The organism is Moorena sp. SIO4A5, from assembly GCF_010672005.1.
In the GTDB taxonomy this organism is placed as follows: Bacteria; Cyanobacteriota; Cyanobacteriia; order Cyanobacteriales; family Coleofasciculaceae; genus Moorena.
Map to the genome: position 1 here is coordinate 65,799 of NZ_JAAHHZ010000004.1, position 20,326 is coordinate 86,124.

The window sequence follows — 20,326 nt, forward strand, 5'->3', positions numbered from 1 at the left end:
AGCACCATAGTGACTCGGTTATGGAAATACTTGAATGAACAACTATCTTGGATATCGATATAATTGAGAGTTTCTGTCCTGGCTTCTATCTTCGTACCTTTCCTCGTATCGTTGAGGATTATTGTTCCAGTTCATATCCCAACGCAGATCCCTTTCAAATTGGTGCAAAATCCTGCCCAAAACATCTTTCATATTCTCATTATCGTCATAGTTGTAGGTACGACACTCCCTGGTGTTGTAGTAGTTACGGCGGTCTGCAACCTGACGCCGCTGACCTCTGTAGCGGCGACCGTAATATCCATGACGATAGCCACGGCTAAACTCGCCCCCTGCGGTGCGCTCTTCATAAGCTATACCCCTCCTGGCATCACGTCGCCCCTCCTGATAACCATCATCGTAAGCTTCACGATGGTTAGCTGCATCCTTCTCAACGTAGTAACGAGGGACACTGTAACAGTATCTGATTTGATCCGCTTTTACTGGGGGAGCAAACAACAGAAGTCCCGAGAGTGTAGCGAACATGAGTAGAGTAGTAGAACCGATTTTTTTCATTGTTGAACCTCGTCATATATTTGGGATATTTGTTCTCTAGATATCCGTAAATACACTGTAGGTTCCATAAATTTCCAATCTCGAAATAAAACTTAATATTAAGAGTAAGGAAATACAGCAATTCTCCTGAGGGGGCGACGAAATAAGCTAAAACGCAGACTCTACGGCGGTTTGCATAACTATCAGGTACACAGGATTGTTTTCCGACTTCCGACTTCCGACTTCCGACTTCCCTCTTCCCTGCTCCGAACGCGCCCCGCGTGGCCCACGGCCTCAGTCCCTAAAAACCCAGAACTTTGTACCTAACTGAATTGCAAACCGCTGTATAAGCGACTTAGCCCTTAGACCTCGTTGATAATACTTTCGTTTATGACTGAAGTTCCCCCATACACGTGTACTATGAATCCCTGAACTCTTACGGTGCCTACATTTTGACAGGTAGGACTAATGTACTACTGGGTACAAATCGATTCATCGCCTTATGTAGTGCTGATGCAAGGCGCTCATCTATTAATTTTTTATTATAGAGCGTACACTTATCAAAAACAAACCTTCACATGGCGTAGGGGTTTTCTGGCCATGGGATACTAAGTTGTGCTATAATGAATAGCCAATGCGTACGCGCCACACTAGTCTAACGTCAGTTTTGGATAAGGAGGAGCGAAGCAGGTAGGCTGAAAGTGCCAACCGTCAACCCCTAGCTTGCCCCATGCTTAGTATAGAAAACCTGTTTTGCCATGTCGTTCGCGTAGCGTGCCCGATAGGGCAATGACTTCTGTCAAACATTTGAACCCTTATGGAACAGACAACTACTAGAAGCGGGCGCAGAATATCGCAATCGGTCATCGGGTCTATGTTTGAGTGAACGGATGACGATTGTGATTGCCTTCCATCAAATGGGCTACCGCACTTTTAAGGACTTTTATCAAAAACTGGTTCAACCTTACTGGCACGAGGCTTTTCCTGGTCTGGTCAGCTACTCACGTTTCGTACAGTTACTCCCTTCAACCTTGTTACCCCTGTGTGCTTACCTGCGATACTGCTTTGGTTAAAATACTGGGGTGAGTTTTATCGATTCCACGAAGCTGAAAGTTTGTCATAATCGACGGATTTCTCAACATCGTACCTTTTCTGGACAGGCAGCGCGTGGACGCACTTCTGTAGATTGGTTCTTTGGCTTTAAGCTTCATTTGGTAGTCAATGATTGCGGAGAACTACTCAATATCACCCTGACACCGGGGAATGTCGATGACCGCAAACCCGTTCCCGCGCTGGTTAAAAGCTTGACGGGTAAGCTGTTTGGAGACAAAGGCTACATCTCCAAAAAACTCAGTGAGCAACTTTGGCAAACTACAGGTTTACAACTGATTACCCCGTTGAAAAAAAACATGAAGAACCGACTCTTGCCGTTGTGGGACAAGCTATTGCTCCGCAAGCGAAGCATTATTGAGACCATCCTCGACCAGTTGAAGAACATTTCTCAGATTGAACACACCCGCCATCGCAGTCCCGTCAATTTTCTGATTAATCTGTTGGGTGGGCTGATTGCCTATTGCCACCAGCCCAAAAAGCCTTCCCTCCGCCTAGAACAGTTATTACCTGCTTCCGCTTAACCAAAACTGACGTTAGTCTAGTACGCTGTAATCTAATCATAGCAATAGGTACAAGCATTTTCTCAAACTGGTTGTACCCAGTAGTACTATTGTTCTACAGCACTCAAAGCTAGGATTGGCATAACTTTTGGGCATAGATAGTACATTTGTACAGGGGAACTTCAGTTATGAACTGGGGGGGCGACATGCAAGCTCAAATCCTTTTGCATGTCGCCCCCCAGGCACAAAAGTCTCTTTTGTCAAGTGAGCTCTATCCCAAAGAACTGCAAAAAATATGGTATTGTCTGTAACATAAAAAATAACTGAAGGAAGGAAAGTAGATTGAATACTTGGCTCGTGATCACAGTGGCGACAATAATCATGTTGATAGTTCTGGGTTTAGAATATGTAATTCATATCAAAAACCTAATGTCTATACCGGTCAGAATCCATGTAAATGGTAGCCGGGGAAAATCATCGGTCACCAGATTAATTGCTGGTGGTCTTAGGGAAGGGGGTTTCAAGGTATTTGCCAAAACCACCGGAACTCAGCCAAGATTAATTACAGATAAAGGGCGAGAATTGCCAGTTTACAGAATAAAGTCGAAAGCTAACATAATCGAGCAGTTAAAAATAGTGGCATTTGCTGCGAAAAACCAGGCGGAAGTGTTGGTAATAGAATGTATGGCACTTAATCCTCGTTTGCAGGCGGTAACAGAGTTAAATATGATTAAATCAACTCATGGAGTAATCACCAATGTACGTGCAGATCATCTTGATGTTATGGGCCCGAGAAAGCGGGATGTGACTCTAGCACTTTTGGGAACGATTCCCAAAAATGGGAAGCTGTTCACAGCAGCACAAGATTATCGAGAAGATTTTCAGATGGCTTGCCAAGATCGTAATAGCGAACTATTGGTTGTATCACCAGCAGAATTAGAGAGGATATCAGATGAAGACATGAGTAAATTTGCTTATATAGAACATAAAGAAAACGTAGCTTTAGCGCTAACAGTATGCAGTGCTTTAAATGTTTCCAAAGACATTGCATTAAAAGGCATGTATAAAGCTACTCCAGATATCGGATCAATGAAGGAGTATACTATTGACAAAGGCGGTGAAAAAATAGTTTTCATTAATGGTTTTGCAGCTAATGATATAGAATCGACAGAAAAAAATTGGAATAATGCTGTTTTGCGCCATAGCGAAAAACCAACAAAAATAATGGTAATAAATACGAGAAAAGATAGAATTAGCCGTTCCCAGGAAATTGGTCAATATATAATTCAATGGAAGCCAGCTGATAAGTATATAGTAATAGGAGAAAAATGTGATGTCCTAATTAAAATAGCGATCGGGCAGGGAATAGCTGATTCAGAAATAATTAACGCTGAAGGATTGATAACGGAAGATATCTGGGAAAGAATAGTAGAGATTTCTGAAGCTTCCTCAATGGTGATGGGTGTTGGAAATATCAAGGATGGGGGAGTAAATCTAATCGAACTGGTGGAGAAGAAAGCGAAATTAACAGGAGAAGTAAATGTGGGAAAATAGTTTGACCGAAGCGATCGCGATCGGGATAGTAATCAGCGTCTTGTTTGCCAACATTACAGGATTTTATCCGGGGGGAATAATTGTTCCGGGATATATTGCTCTTTACCTGGATAGACCATTGAGTATGGTAGTAACTTTTGCTGTGAGTTTCCTGGTATATTTAATTGTTCGTGTTCTCAGTTATAAGCTGATTATATACGGTAGACGAAAAACAGCGATCGCCATACTTTTAGGATTTGGATTCAAATTAATCTGGGATATATTATCGCCAGGAAATTTAGGAGGTGGTATGGAGATGGGACAAGACTCACTTAATGTTATTGGTTATGTTATTCCAGGATTGATTGCGAACAATATGGAATCTTATGGTTGGGTTGAAGCTTTATCAAGTGTGATAATAGGCAGCGTACTGGTTAAGTTAATCCTAATTTTGGTGAGCTAATAGCACTAGGAGGTTTTTGAACATGAAAAGACTGTACTGGCAATCGGAAAAACAGACTTGGAAAATTATCCTGACCGTCGCTATAGTAGCGTTGATAGGTTTAATGGCTGTGGAAAATATTTCGGTGAAAGCTGGAGAGACAGAGATAAAAGCTGCCCAAATAATGCAAGCTGGTATGGAGACTATAAAAGAGTATCGTCAGAAAGAAGTTGGCGAACAATACTACGATCAATATGATGCGGACAAACTTAATAAGTTTATTGAGTCGGGGATGATAGGAGTGCTATCATCCCCGATAACAACAATGGTAGTTGCTCCTACCGCTAAAGTAGCAACAATTAATCCAAATTGGGCGGCATTAATGGTCGATTTATACATAAAAGCGGGAGTAAAAAATGGAGATACTATAGCTGCAAGCTTCAGCGGTTCCTATCCAGCTTTGAATCTTGCTGTTATGGCGGCAGCAGAAGCAATGGATATAAAAGTTATTGCGATCTCCAGTGTTGGCAGTTCCTCATGGGGATCTAATCTTCCCAATCTAGCATGGCTTGATATGGAAAGAATTCTCAACGAAAAACAAATTATTTCCAATCGGTCTGTAGCTGCTTCTCGGGGTGGATTGGAAGATTTAGGATTAGGACTGGAAGCACAAGCAGTACAAATGATGGAAGAAATTATCAAGCGCAATAAGATGTACTATATTTACGAAATAGATCGAAGACAAAATATCGACCATAGAATGAGTATTTACAGTCAATATAGTGATAGTGATACAATCAAACTTTATGTAAATGTAGGAGGTGGCAAGATATCTGTAGGTGACGATACCAAAGAAAGAATTTTCCAGGCTGGACTCAATAAAAATATGCGGATAAAACCAGGTACTTCTGACAGTCTGATGAAAAGATTTGCGGAAAGTGGTATGCCTGTAATTCAGATGAGACATATGACAGAACTTTGCAAAAGACTTAATATGCCTTGCGATATTGAAGAAATACCTCTTGTCAGTGAAGTAAAAATATTTAGCCACTATAATAAGTTTTTGGTAATTGCGGTTTTCACGGTGATTACTGCTTTATTGTTGCTATTGGTCAAAGAAAGGCAAGGAACTATTATCTTGAATTCGGCAGAGACAAACTTGGCAGAAAAAGACTTGCCAGTTGCATAAAACCTCCATAAAAATGTCGTTAGGAGGATAAAATATCGTGAAATATAAAAATATCCTAGAAAATATCCTAGGACATCGAGCCAGTATTCTCAGTATAATTGATATTTAACCTTTGGGAATAGGTAGTTTTCCCCAGCCAGATATTCAGACTCTCTTGATTGTGGCTGCGAACTTGCAATACTTTGAGATTATTGGGTGTCGGTAATTCTTGAGGCAGCGGGGCAAAATCTTCTTGCCATTCAATCAGCATTAAGCCATCAAACCAAGCCCGGTTATTTGCTCCCTCAGTCGAAGCATTTTGGCAAACAATGTCAACAGCCTCCGTGTTTTCGGGAGGCTGAAAATCGAAACTGAACAATTGCCAAGGAACAGACTCAGATAAGGCCATCGCAGTTTCACTGGAAATGGGTGGCAAAGGGCGATCGCTATAATCGCTGTAATATTTGGATCTGCGTCCTTGGTGAGTATAATACTGGATTTCAACCTTAGCTTTGGCATTTTGCTCAGTTTGCACGTAACCTAAAAGGGTGTAGTTTTTGCCAGACTCAACGGGAATTTTCGATGTCAGATTTGCTTGCCCGTCGGAACTGTTGCTAGACATCCCAGTAATTTGCAAAGAACGTTGGCCAAATTTAGCCACAGAATCATCGTACAATTCACCCGATCCGTTCAAATCCCATAAATTGATTTCAGATTCTTCAAATCCACTCAACCAGAGAAGATCCCGACCAAATCTTGCTTCTGCTTTGGCATCTGCGGAAACCGAAGAAAGCAACCAAGACTCGTCCAGAACAATGGGAGTGGAGAGACTGTACTTGTCCTGGGTTGGCTGAAGGGGAATTGTTGTTTGAATAACCTTGTTATCCTGGGATATGCTATCTCGATCCAAAATGATCCGTCCGATATTCTCTTCAGGTAAAACCAATGTCGAAAATTTAGACGAGTAATCGGCAATTTCTTTAATAATCGAGTTAGCCAGATTACCCCTAACGGACTTCGGCACATAATCAGCGCGATAAATAGGATGGAAAAACGCTTCAAAGACACCATCCTTATCGATCTTGCAGGTAAGAATCATACTCGGTAAGGTTTCAAACCAAGGTTGGTCAAAGACAAAGTTAGCCAAACTATGGGCAATCAGTTTTCCTTTGTACATTTCCACCCCTTGTAAGACGTGGGGATGATGAGAAACAATCAAATCTGCGCCCAAGTCAATGGCCAAATGCTCTAATTCTCGCCAGCTTCCGGGTTCGCTGCTGTATTCTTTCCCACCGTGAATCGACACAATCACCACATCAGCTTGGTCACGAACAGTCTTGATTCCCTCTTCTAAATAATGGCTGGTTAGTCGCATCGAACCAGCGCGATCCACATCAGCATACAGCCAGGGAGGTTGCTTGCCGGTAATTCCAGAGAAACCAAGAAAGGCAATTTTAATTCCGTGTATTTCCATTAACAGTGGTTTAGCTGCGGCTTCAAGGTTCATCCCTGAACCGAAGTGCTTGATATTGTTGGCATTTAGCACATCAATGGTCTGTTGTAACCCTTCCTCTGAGAAATCTAAAGTGTGATTGTTGGCAAGGGAAACTACGTTAATACCTGCGTAGGTTAGTCCCGATACATATTCGGGCTTGGTGTGGAATTTTACAAATTTGCTGGGGTGAGGAGTACCGCGATCGCTCAACGGAGTTTCCAGATTGGCGAAATTAATATCTCCCTGGGCAAAAATCTCCCGAGTCGGCTCAAAAATTGCATTGACCCCGTACTTAGGGATAAAACTATCAGGGGTGTTTTCCCATCGCCTTGTCATCATCACATCCCCAACAAAGTTAGCAATGATATAGTTTTTTTCCTCTACTTGGCTAAGAGAAAGTGCTTGACCCGAATAAAATAAGACCATAAAGAGCATGAATATAGCCCTAGCTATTATCCATATCCTCTTGCTATTATCCATATCCTCTTGCGCCGTTGTTTGATAATTTTTCAACGAATTGCGTTTAAAAAAAAATAAATCATGGTGCATCCCAGTTTGGCAATGAGCACAACTACTCATAAAATGCTGTTGCTGAATAGTGGAAGGGTTAACCAGAAAGGTAATTTTTTTGATACTTTAAATAATAAGTAAAAAGCCTGATTGTTAGACTTTAAAAAACAGGTAAAATTCGATCGCTTGCTCTGTTAACGGGGGATTTAGTGGGAAAAATGACTATTCGGATTGGCAACGGTTACGATATCCATAAATTGGGCAAAGGTCGCCGTCTGATTATCGGAGGTGTGGAAATTCCTCATGAATTGGGATTAGTCGGTCACAGTGATGCCGATGTCCTGACTCACGCCATCATGGACGCCATGCTGGGAGCCTTGAGTTTGGGCGATATTGGTCATTATTTCCCCCCAACTGACGAAAAATGGGCGGGTGCGGATAGTTTGGTATTGTTGAGTCAGGTGAATCAGTTGATCCAATCCCATGGCTGGCAGATTGGCAATATTGATTCGGTAGTGGTGGCAGAGCGTCCTAAGCTTAAGCCTCATATTAAGACGATGCGCGATCGCTTAAGTGTAGTCCTAGACCTGAAGCCTGACCAAATTGGCATTAAGGCAACCACTAATGAAAAGTTGGGCCCGGTGGGACGTGAAGAGGGAATTGCCGCTTATGCTGTAGCGTTGTTAGTGGGAGATTGATCGGAAATAGTGATTGAATAGTTAATGCGATCGCATTTCTAGATCAAATACTCAGCTTCTATAAATAATGGTTCAAACCTCTTCTAACTGGCCCAGTTTGTTGCAACAGTTGTTGGATGGGCAATCGTTATCCAGTGACCAGGCATCACAACTGATGCAGGGATGGTTGAATGAAGAAATTCCCACCGTCTTATCTGGCGCACTTTTGGCAGCTATCCAGGCTAAAGGAGTATCCGCTACCGAATTGGCAGGGATGGCTCAGGTGCTACAATCCCAGTCTTTGCAAAAGACAACCATTGAACACAACCAACCCGTTATTGATACTTGTGGTACCGGTGGGGATGGCGCGTCTACGTTTAATATCTCTACCGCAGTAGCCTTTGTAGTTGCGGCAGCTGGAGTGCTGGTGGCTAAGCATGGTAATCGTTCTGCCTCTAGTAAGGTCGGTTCCGCTGATGTGCTCGAAGGCTTAGGAGTAAATTTATCAGCAGCACCGGACAAGATTCAGGCAGCCCTGGATGAGGTAGGGGTAACGTTTCTGTTTGCTCGGGGTTGGCATCCAGCCATGAAAGCAGTGGCACCGTTACGGCAAACCCTCAAAGTACGGACAGTGTTTAACTTGTTAGGACCATTGGTAAATCCCTTGCGTCCCACCGGTCAGGTAATTGGTGTCTATGCTCCCAACTTTGTAGAAACTGTAGCGCAATCGTTGTGTTTAATGGGTACTCCCAACGCAATAGTTCTCCATGGCAGGGAAAAATTAGATGAGGCGGGATTGGCAGATGAAACTGACTTGGCACTGCTATCGGGGGGTGAGGTGCGACTTTTGAGTCTGAATCCGGAACATCTCGGTCTAACTCCTGCTCCTACTGAGTCCCTACGAGGCGGTGATGTAGCGGAAAATGGAGCAATTTTACGGAATGTTTTGCAAGGTAAAGGAACACCAGCCCAGCAGGATGTGGTGGCATTAAATGCTTCATTAGCCCTTCAAGTCGCCGGTGTTATACCTCTCGAAGACCACACAGCAGGGATTGCTATGGCAAAGGATGTTATGGCGAGCGGTGCCCCTTGGTTGAAGTTAGAGCAATTGGTGAAGTTTTTAGCTTAACTCACCAGCAGCCCCAGGTCTGACTTGTCAGGGTAACCTGGGATTAATGGCTGAGGGTGCTACCCAATGTCGAGATCCGAAGTTAGCTATTCCCTATTCCCTTCACCCAGCGCTATAGTTAATGACTGGAGATATTTTCCCCACTCCACTGCCAACGGAATTTCTGTAAAGGGAATTTTGACTGGATCTATGGGTTTGAGGAACTGAAATTCTAATGCGATCGCACGACCTTTATCCGGTGGTTGCTCTAAGTCAACCACTTGATTATCAACTAGCAAGTTGATTGATTTAACGTCTTTGAGGGAAAAGGTTTCTAGATTTACTGGTTCATTTCTAGTGGGTTTGCCCCAAGTCAGGTCACTGCCGTTTTGACCAAGCACGGCATAGATATCATACTTTGCCCGTTCAAACTGTTCAGCCCAGCGGCGATAAGCTTCAATCTTTTGGTATTCGTTCCAACCTGACCAAGCCAGCCAGCAAAATGCTGCTAGCAGAGGTAACCATAGTAAACCACGTTCCATTCAGTTTTTTGGATCTTTACAACTAAACTATAGTAAGAATATATAGCAGTTCTGAATTGCTTGAAGTACCTCGTCCTAGATTTTAGGGAGTAGGGAGTAGGGAGTAGGGAGTAGGGGTCATAAAATTAAATCGACCCCATAAGTTATGATTGCTGATAGCTGACCGCTCAAAGTAGCTTTCTGATTACTTAACCAACCCGCTAGGTTTGTTGCCAGTTCATACGGTTGCGAATCAAGGTTTCTGTCATCTTCGCTAACTGGTCTAGTTGAGCTTTCTTGTCCGTGGCGCTTTTCTCATAGTTCCGCTTCCGCATCAAAGCCGCACGGGCTAAGTCTTCTCTATTGTTTTTAATAGCTTGAATTGCCACTTGCTGCCAGACATTAATTTCTTTAAGTTCCTGTTTATACTTAGGTTGAATCTCATCCCAAACCACCCTGAGATCAGATAATGCTTGATTAAGTAACTGAGTTGTATCGTCTTGCTTTGCTCCCTGAAGTGCTTGTTTTATAGCTTCGTACAAACCCTCGATATTCGTATTACTAATTACCGGAATAAAATCCTTGACTTGCTGGCTTTCATTTTTCCCAGTCTTGCACCAATTAGCAAAGTGTTCACAGTTATTAAAAATTAGGTTATATTGCCTTTCCCCTAATCGACTTTCTGCCCGACGAATCACAACATCTGGAATTAAACAAACTGAGTACTGTTTGACATAAATTTTTGTTTCACCTAGAGCAAAGGTAGCCATAGAATTACGTTCAATTGTCTCAGTTTTTTTGCGGTAGTGGATCACACTACCGTCTCCACAGTCAATACCATGATGTTGGTAAACCCCTTCAAAGTTAAGAAACTTTTGGAATACGTAAATTTGATCTCCTCGCGCCATTATTTTCTCTTGGTTTTCTCCGGCACTAATCAAATAAAATTAACCAAAACTATCAAAGCCCTCCATTATCAAAGGAGACATCCTCCTTGCTGGGAATTATCGGCATTTTATCAGAATCGGAAACATCTACTGAATTATTCTCTTGTGGCTGCTGGCGGCGTATGCGAATTTGGTTTAGGCGCGCTCCAGAAGCAGACACAACGGTCAATTCTAGATTGTCATAATTTAAGGTTTCACCGGGTACAGGAATTTTCTGAAACTTGTCGAGCAGAAAACCGCCCAAAGTGTGATAGTCATCAATTACAGGTAGGTTTAAATCCAAAAGTTCGTTGACTTCTTCGATATTCATCTGAGCTTGCACCAGGAAGGTATACTCGTCCAGAATTTGTACCGTCAAGTCCTGGGTTATGTCAGATTCAGGTCCATCACCAATAATTTCAGCAATTAAATCCTTGAGGGTGACTAATCCAGCTGTACCTCCAAACTCATCCACCACCATCACCATTGCCAAATGCGATCGCTGCATCATCGGCAGTAATTCACTCAATGGGGTAGTTTCTGGGACAAACTTAGCTGGGCAAACCAACAATTTAATCGGTGTCTGAAGTCCTAGCTTCCCTTTAGATAAAGGTTTAGCCAATTTTTTGAAGTCGATAATGCCACGAATATCATCTAGGGATGCCCCAATCACAGGATAGCGAGAGTGACTAGTCTTGGCAACTTCCTCTAACAAGATTTCGAAGGTTGCTGCATGGGAAATAGCAATAAGACTGGTGCGGGGAACCATTACCTCTGCGGCTGTTACCTCCCCAAACTCAAACACATTTTTCAGTAGTTTTCTCTCTTCTGCTTCCAGTCCAATAGACTCCCGTTCAGTGGTAATTATGAGTTGCAACTCTTCCGGCGTTACACGGCTATACCAACCTTGACCAGAATATTGAACACCCACCAACCTCAGGAGCCAGCGGGTAGATTGATTCAAAATCTGGATAAAAGGATTGAAAAACCTGGCAATTACCAGACTGGGTGGCCCCAGAAACCGTGCTAGTTGTTCTGAGTAAAGTAAAGCCAGGGATTTGGGGCAAAGTTCCCCCAAAACAATTTGTAGATACGCAATCAGGAAAAATGCCACCAGGATTGCTAGGGAATGGGTAATAACTGGACTTAGATCTGGCGTTATTGGTAGCTTTGCTATCCCAGCTGCTACCAAAGTTGCCATGGTAGTCTCCCCAATCCATCCCAGAGCAAGGCTCGAGAGGGTAATCCCTAACTGAGTTGTAGATAGTAATCGGTCAATGCTCTGTTGCAAAGCCTGAACCGTCTTTGCTTGCACGTCACCCGCATCTACTAATTGGCTAATCCGCGATCGCCGCACGGCCACCATCGAAAACTCAGCCGTGACAAAAAAAGCATTGATGGCTATCAGTAGTAGCACTGATAACAATCCCAGAAAAACCTCTCCCTCAGAGAGGCTAATAGAAGCATCCACTGTTAGAAGAACCATCAGGTTGGCAACCATAGAAAAGGTGAAAGGTAAAAGCAAATAATTTTCATTTTTTGCTGGTTACGGTTGCCTTCTGATGTATCTTCTTAGAGCTAGGGCAGCTTGGTATGGAGTTATCGGTTACCATCAAAAACTTATCAGTTGTATTATGGGGTTTTCAGTTGTATTACTAGCATTTGCTTGAGCTAGTTCACGAATGCCAGTCAAGGAAATTTCTGAAACTGGCTGTGAAACTGGCTGTGAGACTGGCCGTGAGACTGACTCTGAAACTGCCTTAGTTGCTTGCTATCAACATAAGATTTTAGGATAGCGTCAAGGTTTTCTCCTTAACAACCATTCCCTCGAGCTGCTTCCTTATCTAACTACAGGAATCTGAGACATTTTCAACTGTAGTTTTTGATCCGGATAATCGGTCAGTGTCAGGGAAAGCTTCTCGGAGTTCTCTAGTAAAGCTGTCGGTATGCTCACTGTTCCAGAAAATTCCTTGCCATTAGCCGGTAATTCTCCTGGTAAGCCTTCCGTAATTGCACTTAGGGCACGACCGCGATCATCGGTAACATTCAAAAAGCTGTACAGAAACCTGACTGGATTAGAACTCTGATTCTTCAAGCTGACATCCAACATTAAAGAACCCTCCTGCACACTGGCAGAATTTACCGCTAGGGTGACTCCCTTATCCTGACTTTTAACCGGTAAATTTAGCTTAGGGTTTTTCCGAGTGAAGGATGCCTCTTGAGTCAATACATCAGACGACGACTCCTTCTGAGCGGGCTTAGACCAACTAATTTGCTTAGTTTTCTGGCTGTTTTTCTTAGCCGAAGGATTTTTACCCTTATTGTGTATGTGGGCGTGAACGTTAACCAGGATATCCTTCTCGCTCACAATCAAGACCCCTTCTTTCCCAGAAGAAGACCCCTTCTTTCCTGTCAACTTTTTCTTAGGGTTAGTATCCGGTTGAGTAACTCCTTTGAGGGCTTCGTGACCGAGAGAGAATCCCCAAAAGGCACTCACGACACCTGCACCTAACATCATTGTCAGTAGAACTATGGTTAGCGCTACAGTTGTGTTTAATTTCATAGGGTGATTAACGTTATTCCGAATTACCGCTGGTTCCGTGCTGTATTATAGTGCTGCTATACAGCTAGATTATCTTATGTTCTCAGAATTATTGGATAAATCGGGAATTTATAGTTAGTGGTGTTGCAATAACTTGATTCAGGCTACCATAATAATATAAAGGAATCACCCAGGGTTGGCCGAGCGGTTGAGGCAGCAAACTCATAATTTGCCCTAGGCAGGTTCAACTCCTGCACCCTGGATTGGACACTTGCGGTCAGCTACTACTATCACCCCATACTGATCTCGCCCATACTCATCATCTACGCAGCTGTGGTATGGGCTGCGGTGCCAAGAAAAATTCTTGGTTTTCCACTTGGATTGGTATATCACTCGATTGCTCTAGCAACCGTAGGGAAGTATTGTAGGGGTTTGGTAAATCCAGAGTACGAATGACAGGACCGCTCGAAACCTGCTGCTCTAGTAGATCCCGATAAAGATTACTGACACGCTCAGCATCCCGCTCAAGTGCTAGTTCTGGAAACGCAGGTGGCCATCCGGAACCGAAAATTGTATCGATTTGACTCTTGATGCTCCTGTTTTCGAAAAAGTCCCCAGAGTTATCAAAAAAAGCGTTTTCAAAAGCCTCAGGTAAGGTTATTAGAGGAATTAGCTCCAACTCCTCCGAATTAGTTTCTGCTATGGCACCACCTGCTCCTAGACTAGCAGTGGCTGCTATAACTACAACACTAAACAGCTTTGCCCAACGCATTTGCATCGTAATCACCCGTAGTTTTCCTCAATAGTATCCGATATTAGGGGGAAACTACCCCAGCGGGTGAAAGAATACCCACCAAATCCAAATCAACCGGTTTGATGGTAGCTTGTAGGCTCCCATTTTCCCTTGACTCTAGGTTTTTTTCAGTAAGTTTCATGAACATCCAATCTCAAGCCCTGTCCATGCCAAAGGATTTACCTACCCTGCGACCTTTTCTGCTGGATTTGTTTTGCCAACTCGCTTACCAAGAGGGTGATTTTGTGCTTTCGTCAGGGCAGCGTAGCTCTTATTACATCAATGGTAAACAGGTCACCCTTCATCCTCAAGGAGCATTGGCAATAGGACGTTTGCTATTCTCAATGCTACCTGCTGATACTCAAGCAGTTGCTGGCTTAACTCTAGGTGCAGATCCGATCGTGAGTGCGGTTAGCATTGTTTCTGCCTTAGAAAACTGCCCTATCCCAGGTCTAATTATCCGCAAACAGCCAAAAGGTCATGGAACCAAGGCATACATTGAAGGTCCTACTTTGCCCACAGGAGCCAAAGTAGTGGTATTGGAAGATGTTGTGACTACTGGGCAATCAGCCATGAAAGCCGTGGACCGCCTTAAGGAAGCCGGTTACCAGGTAGAGCTGGTAATAGCCCTGGTTGACCGGCTGCAAGGTGGAGCCGAGCTTTATCAGTCGGCTGGGCTAATGTTTCAAGCTCTGTTTTCGATTAACGAAATCCGAGAACACTACCAGGGTTCTCTTGATCAATCCAGTTGACTAGCCCAGTTGGCTAGCCCAGTTAACTAGCTAATTTATATGGCTCAGGCGGGATTTGAACCTGCGACCTCGGGCTTATGAGTCCCTTGCTCTAACCACTGAGCTACTGAGCCTTTTTTTCAACCCTTATGTACTATAACATATCAATGCCAATAATTTATCTAAATAATTTTCTTGAACAGAAGTTTAGTTGGCATACTGCATGGGCACCCATGGAACGGCACAGGTAAAAGGGTATAGGGAAAAGGTAGAAGAAAAATAGGAAAGGTAATTTCGGCTTCAGGCTTAGACTTTGCCTTTAGCTCAAGCTGCTAAGGGTCATACTAAATATTGTCACCAGAAGGTGAGGAAGAGTAGGAAAGTTCCGTTTACTCACCTTACCCTTCACCTCTGTCTCCTCCTTCGACCTGGTAATTTGGCCTGATGGGGATACTTCCCTTGAAATCACTTTATTACCGTCTTCTAGGCAAATAGGCCATTGGATTGGCAGCTCCCCGACCTCTGGGATGAAGCTCAAAGTGTAAGTGAGGACCAGTGCTATAACCTGTGCTACCCATAGCGGCAATTCGTTGACCTTGGCCAACCTGTTGTCCACGACGCACAAAAATTCTGCTGTTGTGGGCATAAAGGGTCAGACTTCCATCAGGATGCTTGATTTCCACCAATTTACCGTAACCACCTGAATTCCAACCAGCACTGACCACAACACCAGGGGCTGCTGCTATAATCGGTGTCCCAATGGGAGCTGCAATATCAATGCCCTTGTGCATCCGTCCCCAACGCCGACCATAACCTGAGGTAAGCACACCATTACTTGGCCAGATATATCCGTTAAAGCGGTTAGGGCTATCTGGCAAGTACATATCTGGTTGAGACAGAGGTGGCACTCCTGGTGAAACAGGTTTTCCTACCGGTATGCGGATTATTGGGTTAAATCGTTCCGGTGGGGCAGGAGCTACAGCTATCCTTCTCGGTTGTGATACCTCAGGTGGAGGCACAGGAATGGCAATAGAACTGCGTCTAGTTTTCTGAGGTAGCTGAGGTCTTGGAATAGCAATAGGAGCCTGTGGAGCTGTCGGTGGCTGCGGTAATAATTGCCACTCTTTTGTACCGCTTGCTTGATTATTCTCAGGATTGAACTGGGGAGTGATCTCAACAGATTTAGACTCCTTATCTGAGGGTTCAGCAACTGCCTCGTTAGTAGGAACTCCTAGGTTGATTGGTTTGTTTTCCTCTGGGCTGGTTTTATTCTCCCGGATTTCTTCTCGCATCTTGAGAATATCAGCCCTTAATTTTTCAACATAGGAGTTGCGCTGAGAGTTAATAGACTCTAAGGGCTGATTTTCAATAGAGGAATTAGCCTGAGCTAACAGACCACTGTCTGAAGTCGATTGAGTCAGAATCGTCTCAGTTAACGGTTTTACCTTAGGTTTTTCCTGTATAGATACGGGTGTGATTTGATCTCTACTAGTAGAAGTCTTAACAGAGATAGTTCCTAAATCCAATGGTCGCGCTATTCCTGGCTTCCAAGATTTAGATTTCCGGCTATTGCTAGATAGCAAGGTAAAAGAGGACTTTTGGTGATCGAATCTCCTAAATTGAGGAATTTTCAGCTGTTGATTAATTTCAATTAGGTGAGGATTATCTAGCTGATTGGCTAAGACTAGCTCTGAGCGGGATAAACCATAGCTACGGGCAATAGAATCGAGGGTTTCACCAGCTTTGACCTGGTGAAACGAGTTGCCAGTAGATGACAGCCTAGTTCCCACCACCACTGGCTGTGGTACATTTAGTTGCTCTGTAGTTACCTTGGTTGTAGCCGATGCAATTCTTGGAGTACTGACCTTGAAAACTGATGGTTTGACTGCCGATATGACAGTTGTTTCTGGAGTCGGTACTGGAATGACCACTGGTAGTGGCTCAGATCTAGTTGATTGGGTTAAGGCTGGTGATACAGCAACTTTCGGCATTGGCTGTGGGAGCAGCGCCGGAGCTGTAGGTACCGTAACAATGGGCTGCGATGTTTGTGTTACTGAACCCTCAGGTTTTAGCACTGCAGGGGGTAAAGTGTGTGGGCTAGAACCAAGGGTCGCTGATGCCAGTTCATAAGACTTGTTAAACTCCTCGGACCTCAACTGAACCAGACTTTTGCTCAGACGGTTTCGATGTTTTTGAAGGCGCTTGAGGGCTAGGTCTTGTCTAGCTTTTAAAAGATTATTGGTCTTGTCGGAAACAGCTTGTGATGCATCCGTTGACAGGTTACCCGATTTTGAGACTGGTGCAGATGCTAGCAACTGTTTTGGCTCTACACCCTCAGACTTAGATGAGGCTTTGACATCAGTACCCTTAACCTCACCAATGGTAGACTTCCTGGCTATTGGGAGAGTTTCATCGGTTTTGAGCTTGTTAAAATTCGCGTTCGCGTAGCGTCGGCTTTGCCGAATCGCAAGTTCTGAGGGTGAGGCTGGCTTTGATTCGACACCCCCTTGTCCCTCCTTAGCCGGGTTTAGCAATGAGGGGATTGAAACAGCGGTAACCTTAAATTCGGCTGCTGGTAGATTCGTCCCACTTGGCTCAGGAGCAACTGGCTCGAATGCCATTGCTTCATCACCCTGTTGAGGTAATAGTAACCCAGATGCCCCCATGGAAATCGCCAATCCAATCATGGCTGCTGAGGTACGAGCCTTACGGTTCACCTCAAGGGGAATTGCTGCACCGACCGGATGATTACTTGCAGGTAGTTTCGATGGCGAATCTGATGACTCTGCTGCACAGGTCGGAACATGATTGACCTTATCAGTAAGTGTTCCTTTCAAAAACGTCCTCCTGGTGTTTGACGAGCGCTTAACAGTTCCTGATTTATTTTTTACCAGTCAATGATGTGACTCACTTCTAAAGTGTGATCCAAATCACATCTATTTGGGAGACTTAGCAAAGATTACCGTGCTTCTTTGATTTAGACAAGCTCACATGACTACTAAAAAATTTATTCCTTGACGGCAATAGCTAGATACACCTTGAAGCCATTGATAGGTAATTATCCTTAGACAACTAGGTGGACAACATCCCATAGCAGAGATATTGTCGGGATTGACCACGGCTGCCGTTCCGGATTCCTGCATATGCTGCATATATATGCATATAAAGTAACTGGCTAATCAGGCGTTCTCCGGGAAACCACCCTCAGTAACCCAAGAAAATCGAGCATATTTGCTGATTATTCTGTTTGAGCGCCATAAAAACAGCGATGGGACTCTCGAAGCAACTGACTGATTACAGCTGAACTCTACGGGAATTTTGGGTAAGACAACAACCGTATAATCCTGTATCAACCCGGATCTTAATCGTGGGTTGCTAGTTGATGGTGTGCTCACAAAATCCTTCAAATCCTCCTTTTATCTACTGATAGCTGGTTTGGTATACTGATCACTCCCCATTTGATATCAGCAAAATCTATGGGTAATTTCTCGGTAATCCTACTCTTTATGATAGAAATTTCTTATATGTGTTAAGTAATTTCAGTCTTCTAGATAGCTTAATTTCTGGTGAGTAATTCTACACACACTAACTCATTCAACCAAGGTGCGTCCGGCCAGCTGTAGGCTGACAGTCCTTGATTCTACCCAAAGATGCTTGTTTTGACGTCTTTCCCTGATTAAAACAGACTTGTGCAACAAAACGTTTTTACACAGTTTAACCAAATCTAAAAATCTAGTTATTGATTGATCACCTAGGGAATTCGCTGAGAGGGATTGTTTTTCACAAAAATTACACATTTATACAGACATTTCCTATTTACACCATCAGTAGAGGATAAATTAGGCATTTGAACTCTAGCTATAGTGTTTAAACCCCTGAAGGGGGATAAGTATGTTTTGAGTGGGGCAATCAGCTGCTCCCCATGTAATTTTTCTATCGTAGTCCGGCAACAGTGGCACGAGGGAAACAGCGACTTTAGTCGCCGTCGATATTTCTATTGACACCCGATTTCAGGAGTGATATATTAAAGTGCTAAGCTTTAATTAAGGATTAAACGGTTAAGGCTTAAACGTAAATCGATACAAGTAAATCGATACAACTAAATCTATAAGAAAAATCTATACAAGTAAATCTATACAAAAGAAATCTATATCAAAAATTTATACAAATAGGACTGGGGAAACCAAGTAAACTTAGTAAGTCCTAATTATTAACACAGAAAACACCTATTCCAAGTAACCCAACTGACGCCTGGCCTCAAATAAGCCAAGGGCAGCACTGACGGAGAGATTTAAGCTGCGAACTCCCGGCTGGGTCATGGGGATAAAGACTTTAGCCTGACAAGCATCTAAGACATGGGGAGGCAAACCTGTGGTTTCGCAGCCAAACAATAACCAGTCCTTGGGCTGAAACTGAAACTTGATATAGTTGTATGTTCCTCTCTTGGTAAAGCCAATCCAACGCCCCTCTTGCTTCTGGTGATAGCTGACAAATGCATCAAGGGAATCATGATATTTAAGATCTACATAGGGCCAATAATCTAGTCCTGCTCGTTTCAAGTAGCGATCGCTAATTTCAAAACCCAACGGACCCACTAAGTGCAATTGAGTAGTGGTGGCGGCGCAAGTTCGGGCAATATTGCCGGTATTCGGTGGAATTTGCGGGTTGATTAAGACAACTTTTACCATCATTTCAACTCCAATTCCCCTCCCGCTAAGTCTTTGACTATAACGGGAGGGGAATTGGAGACCAGATTTGTTGTTCTTTCCGATGATATCCGCTAGAATGGATAAATCGGAACACCGATTAATGCGCTCAAAAGAGCAGCGGTTTATGTGCAAGCTGAAAAGCCTCTGCTAAAGACATGAACCAAAAACTAACAAGTAAGCCCGATGTTTGATGCTCCTAGGTCGCCGCTAGGCGAAGGGAGGGTTTAGAGGCTGTTTGGCTCAGCCAGTAAGAGTTTTGTACTCTTGCGAATCCCTGGATATAATCTTGATTTAGCCATGGGAGATTTCAATGGAGCCGTCGGGATTTTCCTGTTCGCGTAGCGTCGGCTTTGCCGAAAGGCGATGTGGGAGTGCGGCTCGTTCCTAGGAGGAGCCTCCTGAAACAGGAGAGGTATGACTAGGGGGATGGTTAGTATCCGGTTGAGTAACTCCTTTGAGGGCTTCGTGACCGAGAGAGAATCCCCAAAAGGCACTCACGACACCTGCACCTAACATCATTGTCAGTAGAACTATGGTTAGCGCTACAGTTGTGTTGAATTTCATAGGGTGATTAACGTTATTCCGAATTACCGCTGGTTCCGTGCTGTATTATAGTCCTGCTATACAGCTAGATTATCTTATGTTCTGTGAATTATCGGATAAATCGGGAATTTCTAGTTAGTAGTGTTGCAATAACCTGATTCAGGCTACCATAATAGAAAGGAATAACCCAGGGTTGGCCGAGCGGTTGAGGCAGCAAACTCATAATTTGCCCTAGGCAGGTTCAACTCCTGCACCCTGGATTGAACACTTGCGGTCAGCTACTACTATCACCCCATACTGATCTCACCCATACTCATCTACGCAGCTGTGGTAGCGGCTGCGGTGCCAAGAAAAATTCTTGGTTTTCCACTTGGATTGGTATATCACTCGATTGCTCTAGCAACCGTAGGGAAGTATTGTAGGGGTTTGGTAAATCCAGAGTACGAATCACAGGGCCACTGGAAACTTGCTGCTCTAGTACATC

The 20,326-nt window shown here is 43.7% G+C and carries 16 protein-coding genes, 3 tRNA genes and 1 pseudogene; 9 read left to right on the forward strand and 11 right to left on the reverse strand.

The genetic code is table 11. The annotated features are described in order from the left end of the window. Window positions 1–42: 42 nt before the first annotated feature. The gene (locus F6K57_RS04310; protein ID WP_293018285.1) at window positions 43–552 is read right to left on the reverse strand and encodes a hypothetical protein; all 510 of its coding nucleotides are present in this window, start codon (window positions 550–552) and stop codon (window positions 43–45) included. A 709-nt stretch (window positions 553–1,261) separates the two neighbouring features. On the opposite strand from F6K57_RS04310, the pseudogene F6K57_RS04315 reads away from it, so the two are divergent. From F6K57_RS04315 to pgsW, 4 genes and pseudogenes are all read left to right on the forward strand, one after another. Further along, window positions 1,262–2,165, forward strand: a pseudogene (locus F6K57_RS04315) (IS982 family transposase). Window positions 2,166–2,486: 321 nt separating this feature from the next. After that, complete coding sequence (pgsB, locus tag F6K57_RS04320; protein ID WP_293065130.1) at window positions 2,487–3,698, forward strand: poly-gamma-glutamate synthase PgsB; 1,212 nt, start codon at window positions 2,487–2,489, stop codon at window positions 3,696–3,698. After that, window positions 3,685–4,140: a poly-gamma-glutamate biosynthesis protein PgsC gene (gene pgsC / locus F6K57_RS04325; RefSeq protein ID WP_293065133.1), complete on the forward strand. Its 456-nt coding sequence runs from the start codon at window positions 3,685–3,687 to the stop codon at window positions 4,138–4,140. Before pgsB ends, pgsC begins: the two co-directional genes overlap by 14 nt. Before the next feature lie 22 nt (window positions 4,141–4,162). Next, entirely contained in the window at window positions 4,163–5,308 is a 1,146-nt protein-coding gene (pgsW, locus tag F6K57_RS04330) for a poly-gamma-glutamate system protein (protein ID WP_293065136.1), read from the forward strand. A gap of 67 nt (window positions 5,309–5,375) precedes the next feature. Here the strand turns inward: pgsW and F6K57_RS04335 are convergent, their stop codons facing one another. Further along, a complete protein-coding gene (locus tag F6K57_RS04335; RefSeq protein WP_293065139.1) occupies window positions 5,376–7,208 on the reverse strand; it encodes a CapA family protein in 1,833 nt (610 codons plus the stop codon). 302 nt (window positions 7,209–7,510) lie between these two features. Between F6K57_RS04335 and ispF the strand changes: the two genes are divergently transcribed. Together ispF and trpD are read left to right on the forward strand one after the other, a co-directional pair. Beyond that, on the forward strand, window positions 7,511–7,990 hold the full coding sequence (gene ispF, locus F6K57_RS04340; RefSeq protein ID WP_293065141.1) for a 2-C-methyl-D-erythritol 2,4-cyclodiphosphate synthase: 480 nt from the start codon (window positions 7,511–7,513) through the stop codon (window positions 7,988–7,990). A 67-nt stretch (window positions 7,991–8,057) separates the two neighbouring features. Further along, the gene (gene trpD, locus F6K57_RS04345; RefSeq protein WP_293065144.1) at window positions 8,058–9,098 is read left to right on the forward strand and encodes an anthranilate phosphoribosyltransferase; all 1,041 of its coding nucleotides are present in this window, start codon (window positions 8,058–8,060) and stop codon (window positions 9,096–9,098) included. Window positions 9,099–9,184: 86 nt separating this feature from the next. On the opposite strand, the gene F6K57_RS04350 is transcribed toward trpD, so the two are convergent. From F6K57_RS04350 to F6K57_RS04365, 4 genes are all read right to left on the reverse strand, one after another. After that, window positions 9,185–9,619 carry a hypothetical protein gene (locus F6K57_RS04350; protein ID WP_293046716.1) on the reverse strand — a complete coding sequence of 145 codons (435 nt, stop codon included), beginning with the start codon at window positions 9,617–9,619 and terminating at the stop codon, window positions 9,185–9,187. A gap of 200 nt (window positions 9,620–9,819) precedes the next feature. After that, complete coding sequence (locus tag F6K57_RS04355; RefSeq protein ID WP_293065147.1) at window positions 9,820–10,506, reverse strand: lecithin retinol acyltransferase family protein; 687 nt, start codon at window positions 10,504–10,506, stop codon at window positions 9,820–9,822. 52 nt (window positions 10,507–10,558) lie between these two features. Further along, entirely contained in the window at window positions 10,559–12,010 is a 1,452-nt protein-coding gene (locus F6K57_RS04360; protein ID WP_293065150.1) for a hemolysin family protein, read from the reverse strand. Window positions 12,011–12,364: 354 nt separating this feature from the next. After that, a complete protein-coding gene (locus F6K57_RS04365; RefSeq protein ID WP_293065153.1) occupies window positions 12,365–13,087 on the reverse strand; it encodes a hypothetical protein in 723 nt (240 codons plus the stop codon). A gap of 169 nt (window positions 13,088–13,256) precedes the next feature. Between F6K57_RS04365 and F6K57_RS04370 the strand changes: the two genes are divergently transcribed. Continuing rightward, window positions 13,257–13,329 (forward strand) — tRNA-Ile (locus tag F6K57_RS04370). Window positions 13,330–13,385: 56 nt separating this feature from the next. On the opposite strand, the gene F6K57_RS04375 is transcribed toward F6K57_RS04370, so the two are convergent. Beyond that, the gene (locus F6K57_RS04375) at window positions 13,386–13,853 is read right to left on the reverse strand and encodes a hypothetical protein (RefSeq protein ID WP_293018272.1); all 468 of its coding nucleotides are present in this window, start codon (window positions 13,851–13,853) and stop codon (window positions 13,386–13,388) included. Window positions 13,854–13,999: 146 nt separating this feature from the next. On the opposite strand from F6K57_RS04375, the gene pyrE reads away from it, so the two are divergent. Next, the gene (gene pyrE, locus F6K57_RS04380) at window positions 14,000–14,611 is read left to right on the forward strand and encodes an orotate phosphoribosyltransferase (protein ID WP_293018270.1); all 612 of its coding nucleotides are present in this window, start codon (window positions 14,000–14,002) and stop codon (window positions 14,609–14,611) included. Window positions 14,612–14,651: 40 nt separating this feature from the next. Here the strand turns inward: pyrE and F6K57_RS04385 are convergent. From F6K57_RS04385 to F6K57_RS04400, 4 genes are all read right to left on the reverse strand, one after another. Beyond that, window positions 14,652–14,724, reverse strand: a tRNA-Met gene (locus F6K57_RS04385). Between the two features lie 339 nt (window positions 14,725–15,063). Next, entirely contained in the window at window positions 15,064–17,427 is a 2,364-nt protein-coding gene (locus tag F6K57_RS04390) for a peptidoglycan DD-metalloendopeptidase family protein (RefSeq protein WP_293065158.1), read from the reverse strand. Window positions 17,428–18,816: 1,389 nt separating this feature from the next. Beyond that, window positions 18,817–19,278, reverse strand: a complete 462-nt coding sequence (trmL, locus tag F6K57_RS04395; RefSeq protein WP_293018498.1) for a tRNA (uridine(34)/cytosine(34)/5-carboxymethylaminomethyluridine(34)-2'-O)-methyltransferase TrmL — start codon at window positions 19,276–19,278, stop codon at window positions 18,817–18,819. A 405-nt stretch (window positions 19,279–19,683) separates the two neighbouring features. Further along, window positions 19,684–19,863: a hypothetical protein gene (locus F6K57_RS04400; protein ID WP_293065161.1), complete on the reverse strand. Its 180-nt coding sequence runs from the start codon at window positions 19,861–19,863 to the stop codon at window positions 19,684–19,686. Between the two features lie 166 nt (window positions 19,864–20,029). On the opposite strand from F6K57_RS04400, the gene F6K57_RS04405 reads away from it, so the two are divergent. After that, a tRNA-Ile gene (locus F6K57_RS04405) sits at window positions 20,030–20,102 on the forward strand. Window positions 20,103–20,326 lie beyond the last annotated feature (224 nt).

What these genes read in the sequence shown, in the direction of transcription:
- pyrE (WP_293018270.1), top strand. Translation starts at nt 14,000, where the DNA reads ATGAACATCCAATCTCAAGCCCTGTCCATGCCAAAGGATTTACCTACC.
- pgsW (WP_293065136.1), top strand. Translation starts at nt 4,163, where the DNA reads ATGAAAAGACTGTACTGGCAATCGGAAAAACAGACTTGGAAAATTATC.
- F6K57_RS04360 (WP_293065150.1), bottom strand. Translation starts at nt 12,010, where the DNA reads ATGGTTCTTCTAACAGTGGATGCTTCTATTAGCCTCTCTGAGGGAGAG.
- F6K57_RS04400 (WP_293065161.1), bottom strand. Translation starts at nt 19,863, where the DNA reads ATGAAATTCAACACAACTGTAGCGCTAACCATAGTTCTACTGACAATG.
- F6K57_RS04335 (WP_293065139.1), bottom strand. Translation starts at nt 7,208, where the DNA reads ATGGTCTTATTTTATTCGGGTCAAGCACTTTCTCTTAGCCAAGTAGAG.
- trpD (WP_293065144.1), top strand. Translation starts at nt 8,058, where the DNA reads ATGGTTCAAACCTCTTCTAACTGGCCCAGTTTGTTGCAACAGTTGTTG.
- F6K57_RS04355 (WP_293065147.1), bottom strand. Translation starts at nt 10,506, where the DNA reads ATGGCGCGAGGAGATCAAATTTACGTATTCCAAAAGTTTCTTAACTTT.
- F6K57_RS04350 (WP_293046716.1), bottom strand. Translation starts at nt 9,619, where the DNA reads ATGGAACGTGGTTTACTATGGTTACCTCTGCTAGCAGCATTTTGCTGG.
- trmL (WP_293018498.1), bottom strand. Translation starts at nt 19,278, where the DNA reads ATGGTAAAAGTTGTCTTAATCAACCCGCAAATTCCACCGAATACCGGC.
- F6K57_RS04310 (WP_293018285.1), bottom strand. Translation starts at nt 552, where the DNA reads ATGAAAAAAATCGGTTCTACTACTCTACTCATGTTCGCTACACTCTCG.
- F6K57_RS04365 (WP_293065153.1), bottom strand. Translation starts at nt 13,087, where the DNA reads ATGAAATTAAACACAACTGTAGCGCTAACCATAGTTCTACTGACAATG.
- pgsC (WP_293065133.1), top strand. Translation starts at nt 3,685, where the DNA reads ATGTGGGAAAATAGTTTGACCGAAGCGATCGCGATCGGGATAGTAATC.
- ispF (WP_293065141.1), top strand. Translation starts at nt 7,511, where the DNA reads ATGACTATTCGGATTGGCAACGGTTACGATATCCATAAATTGGGCAAA.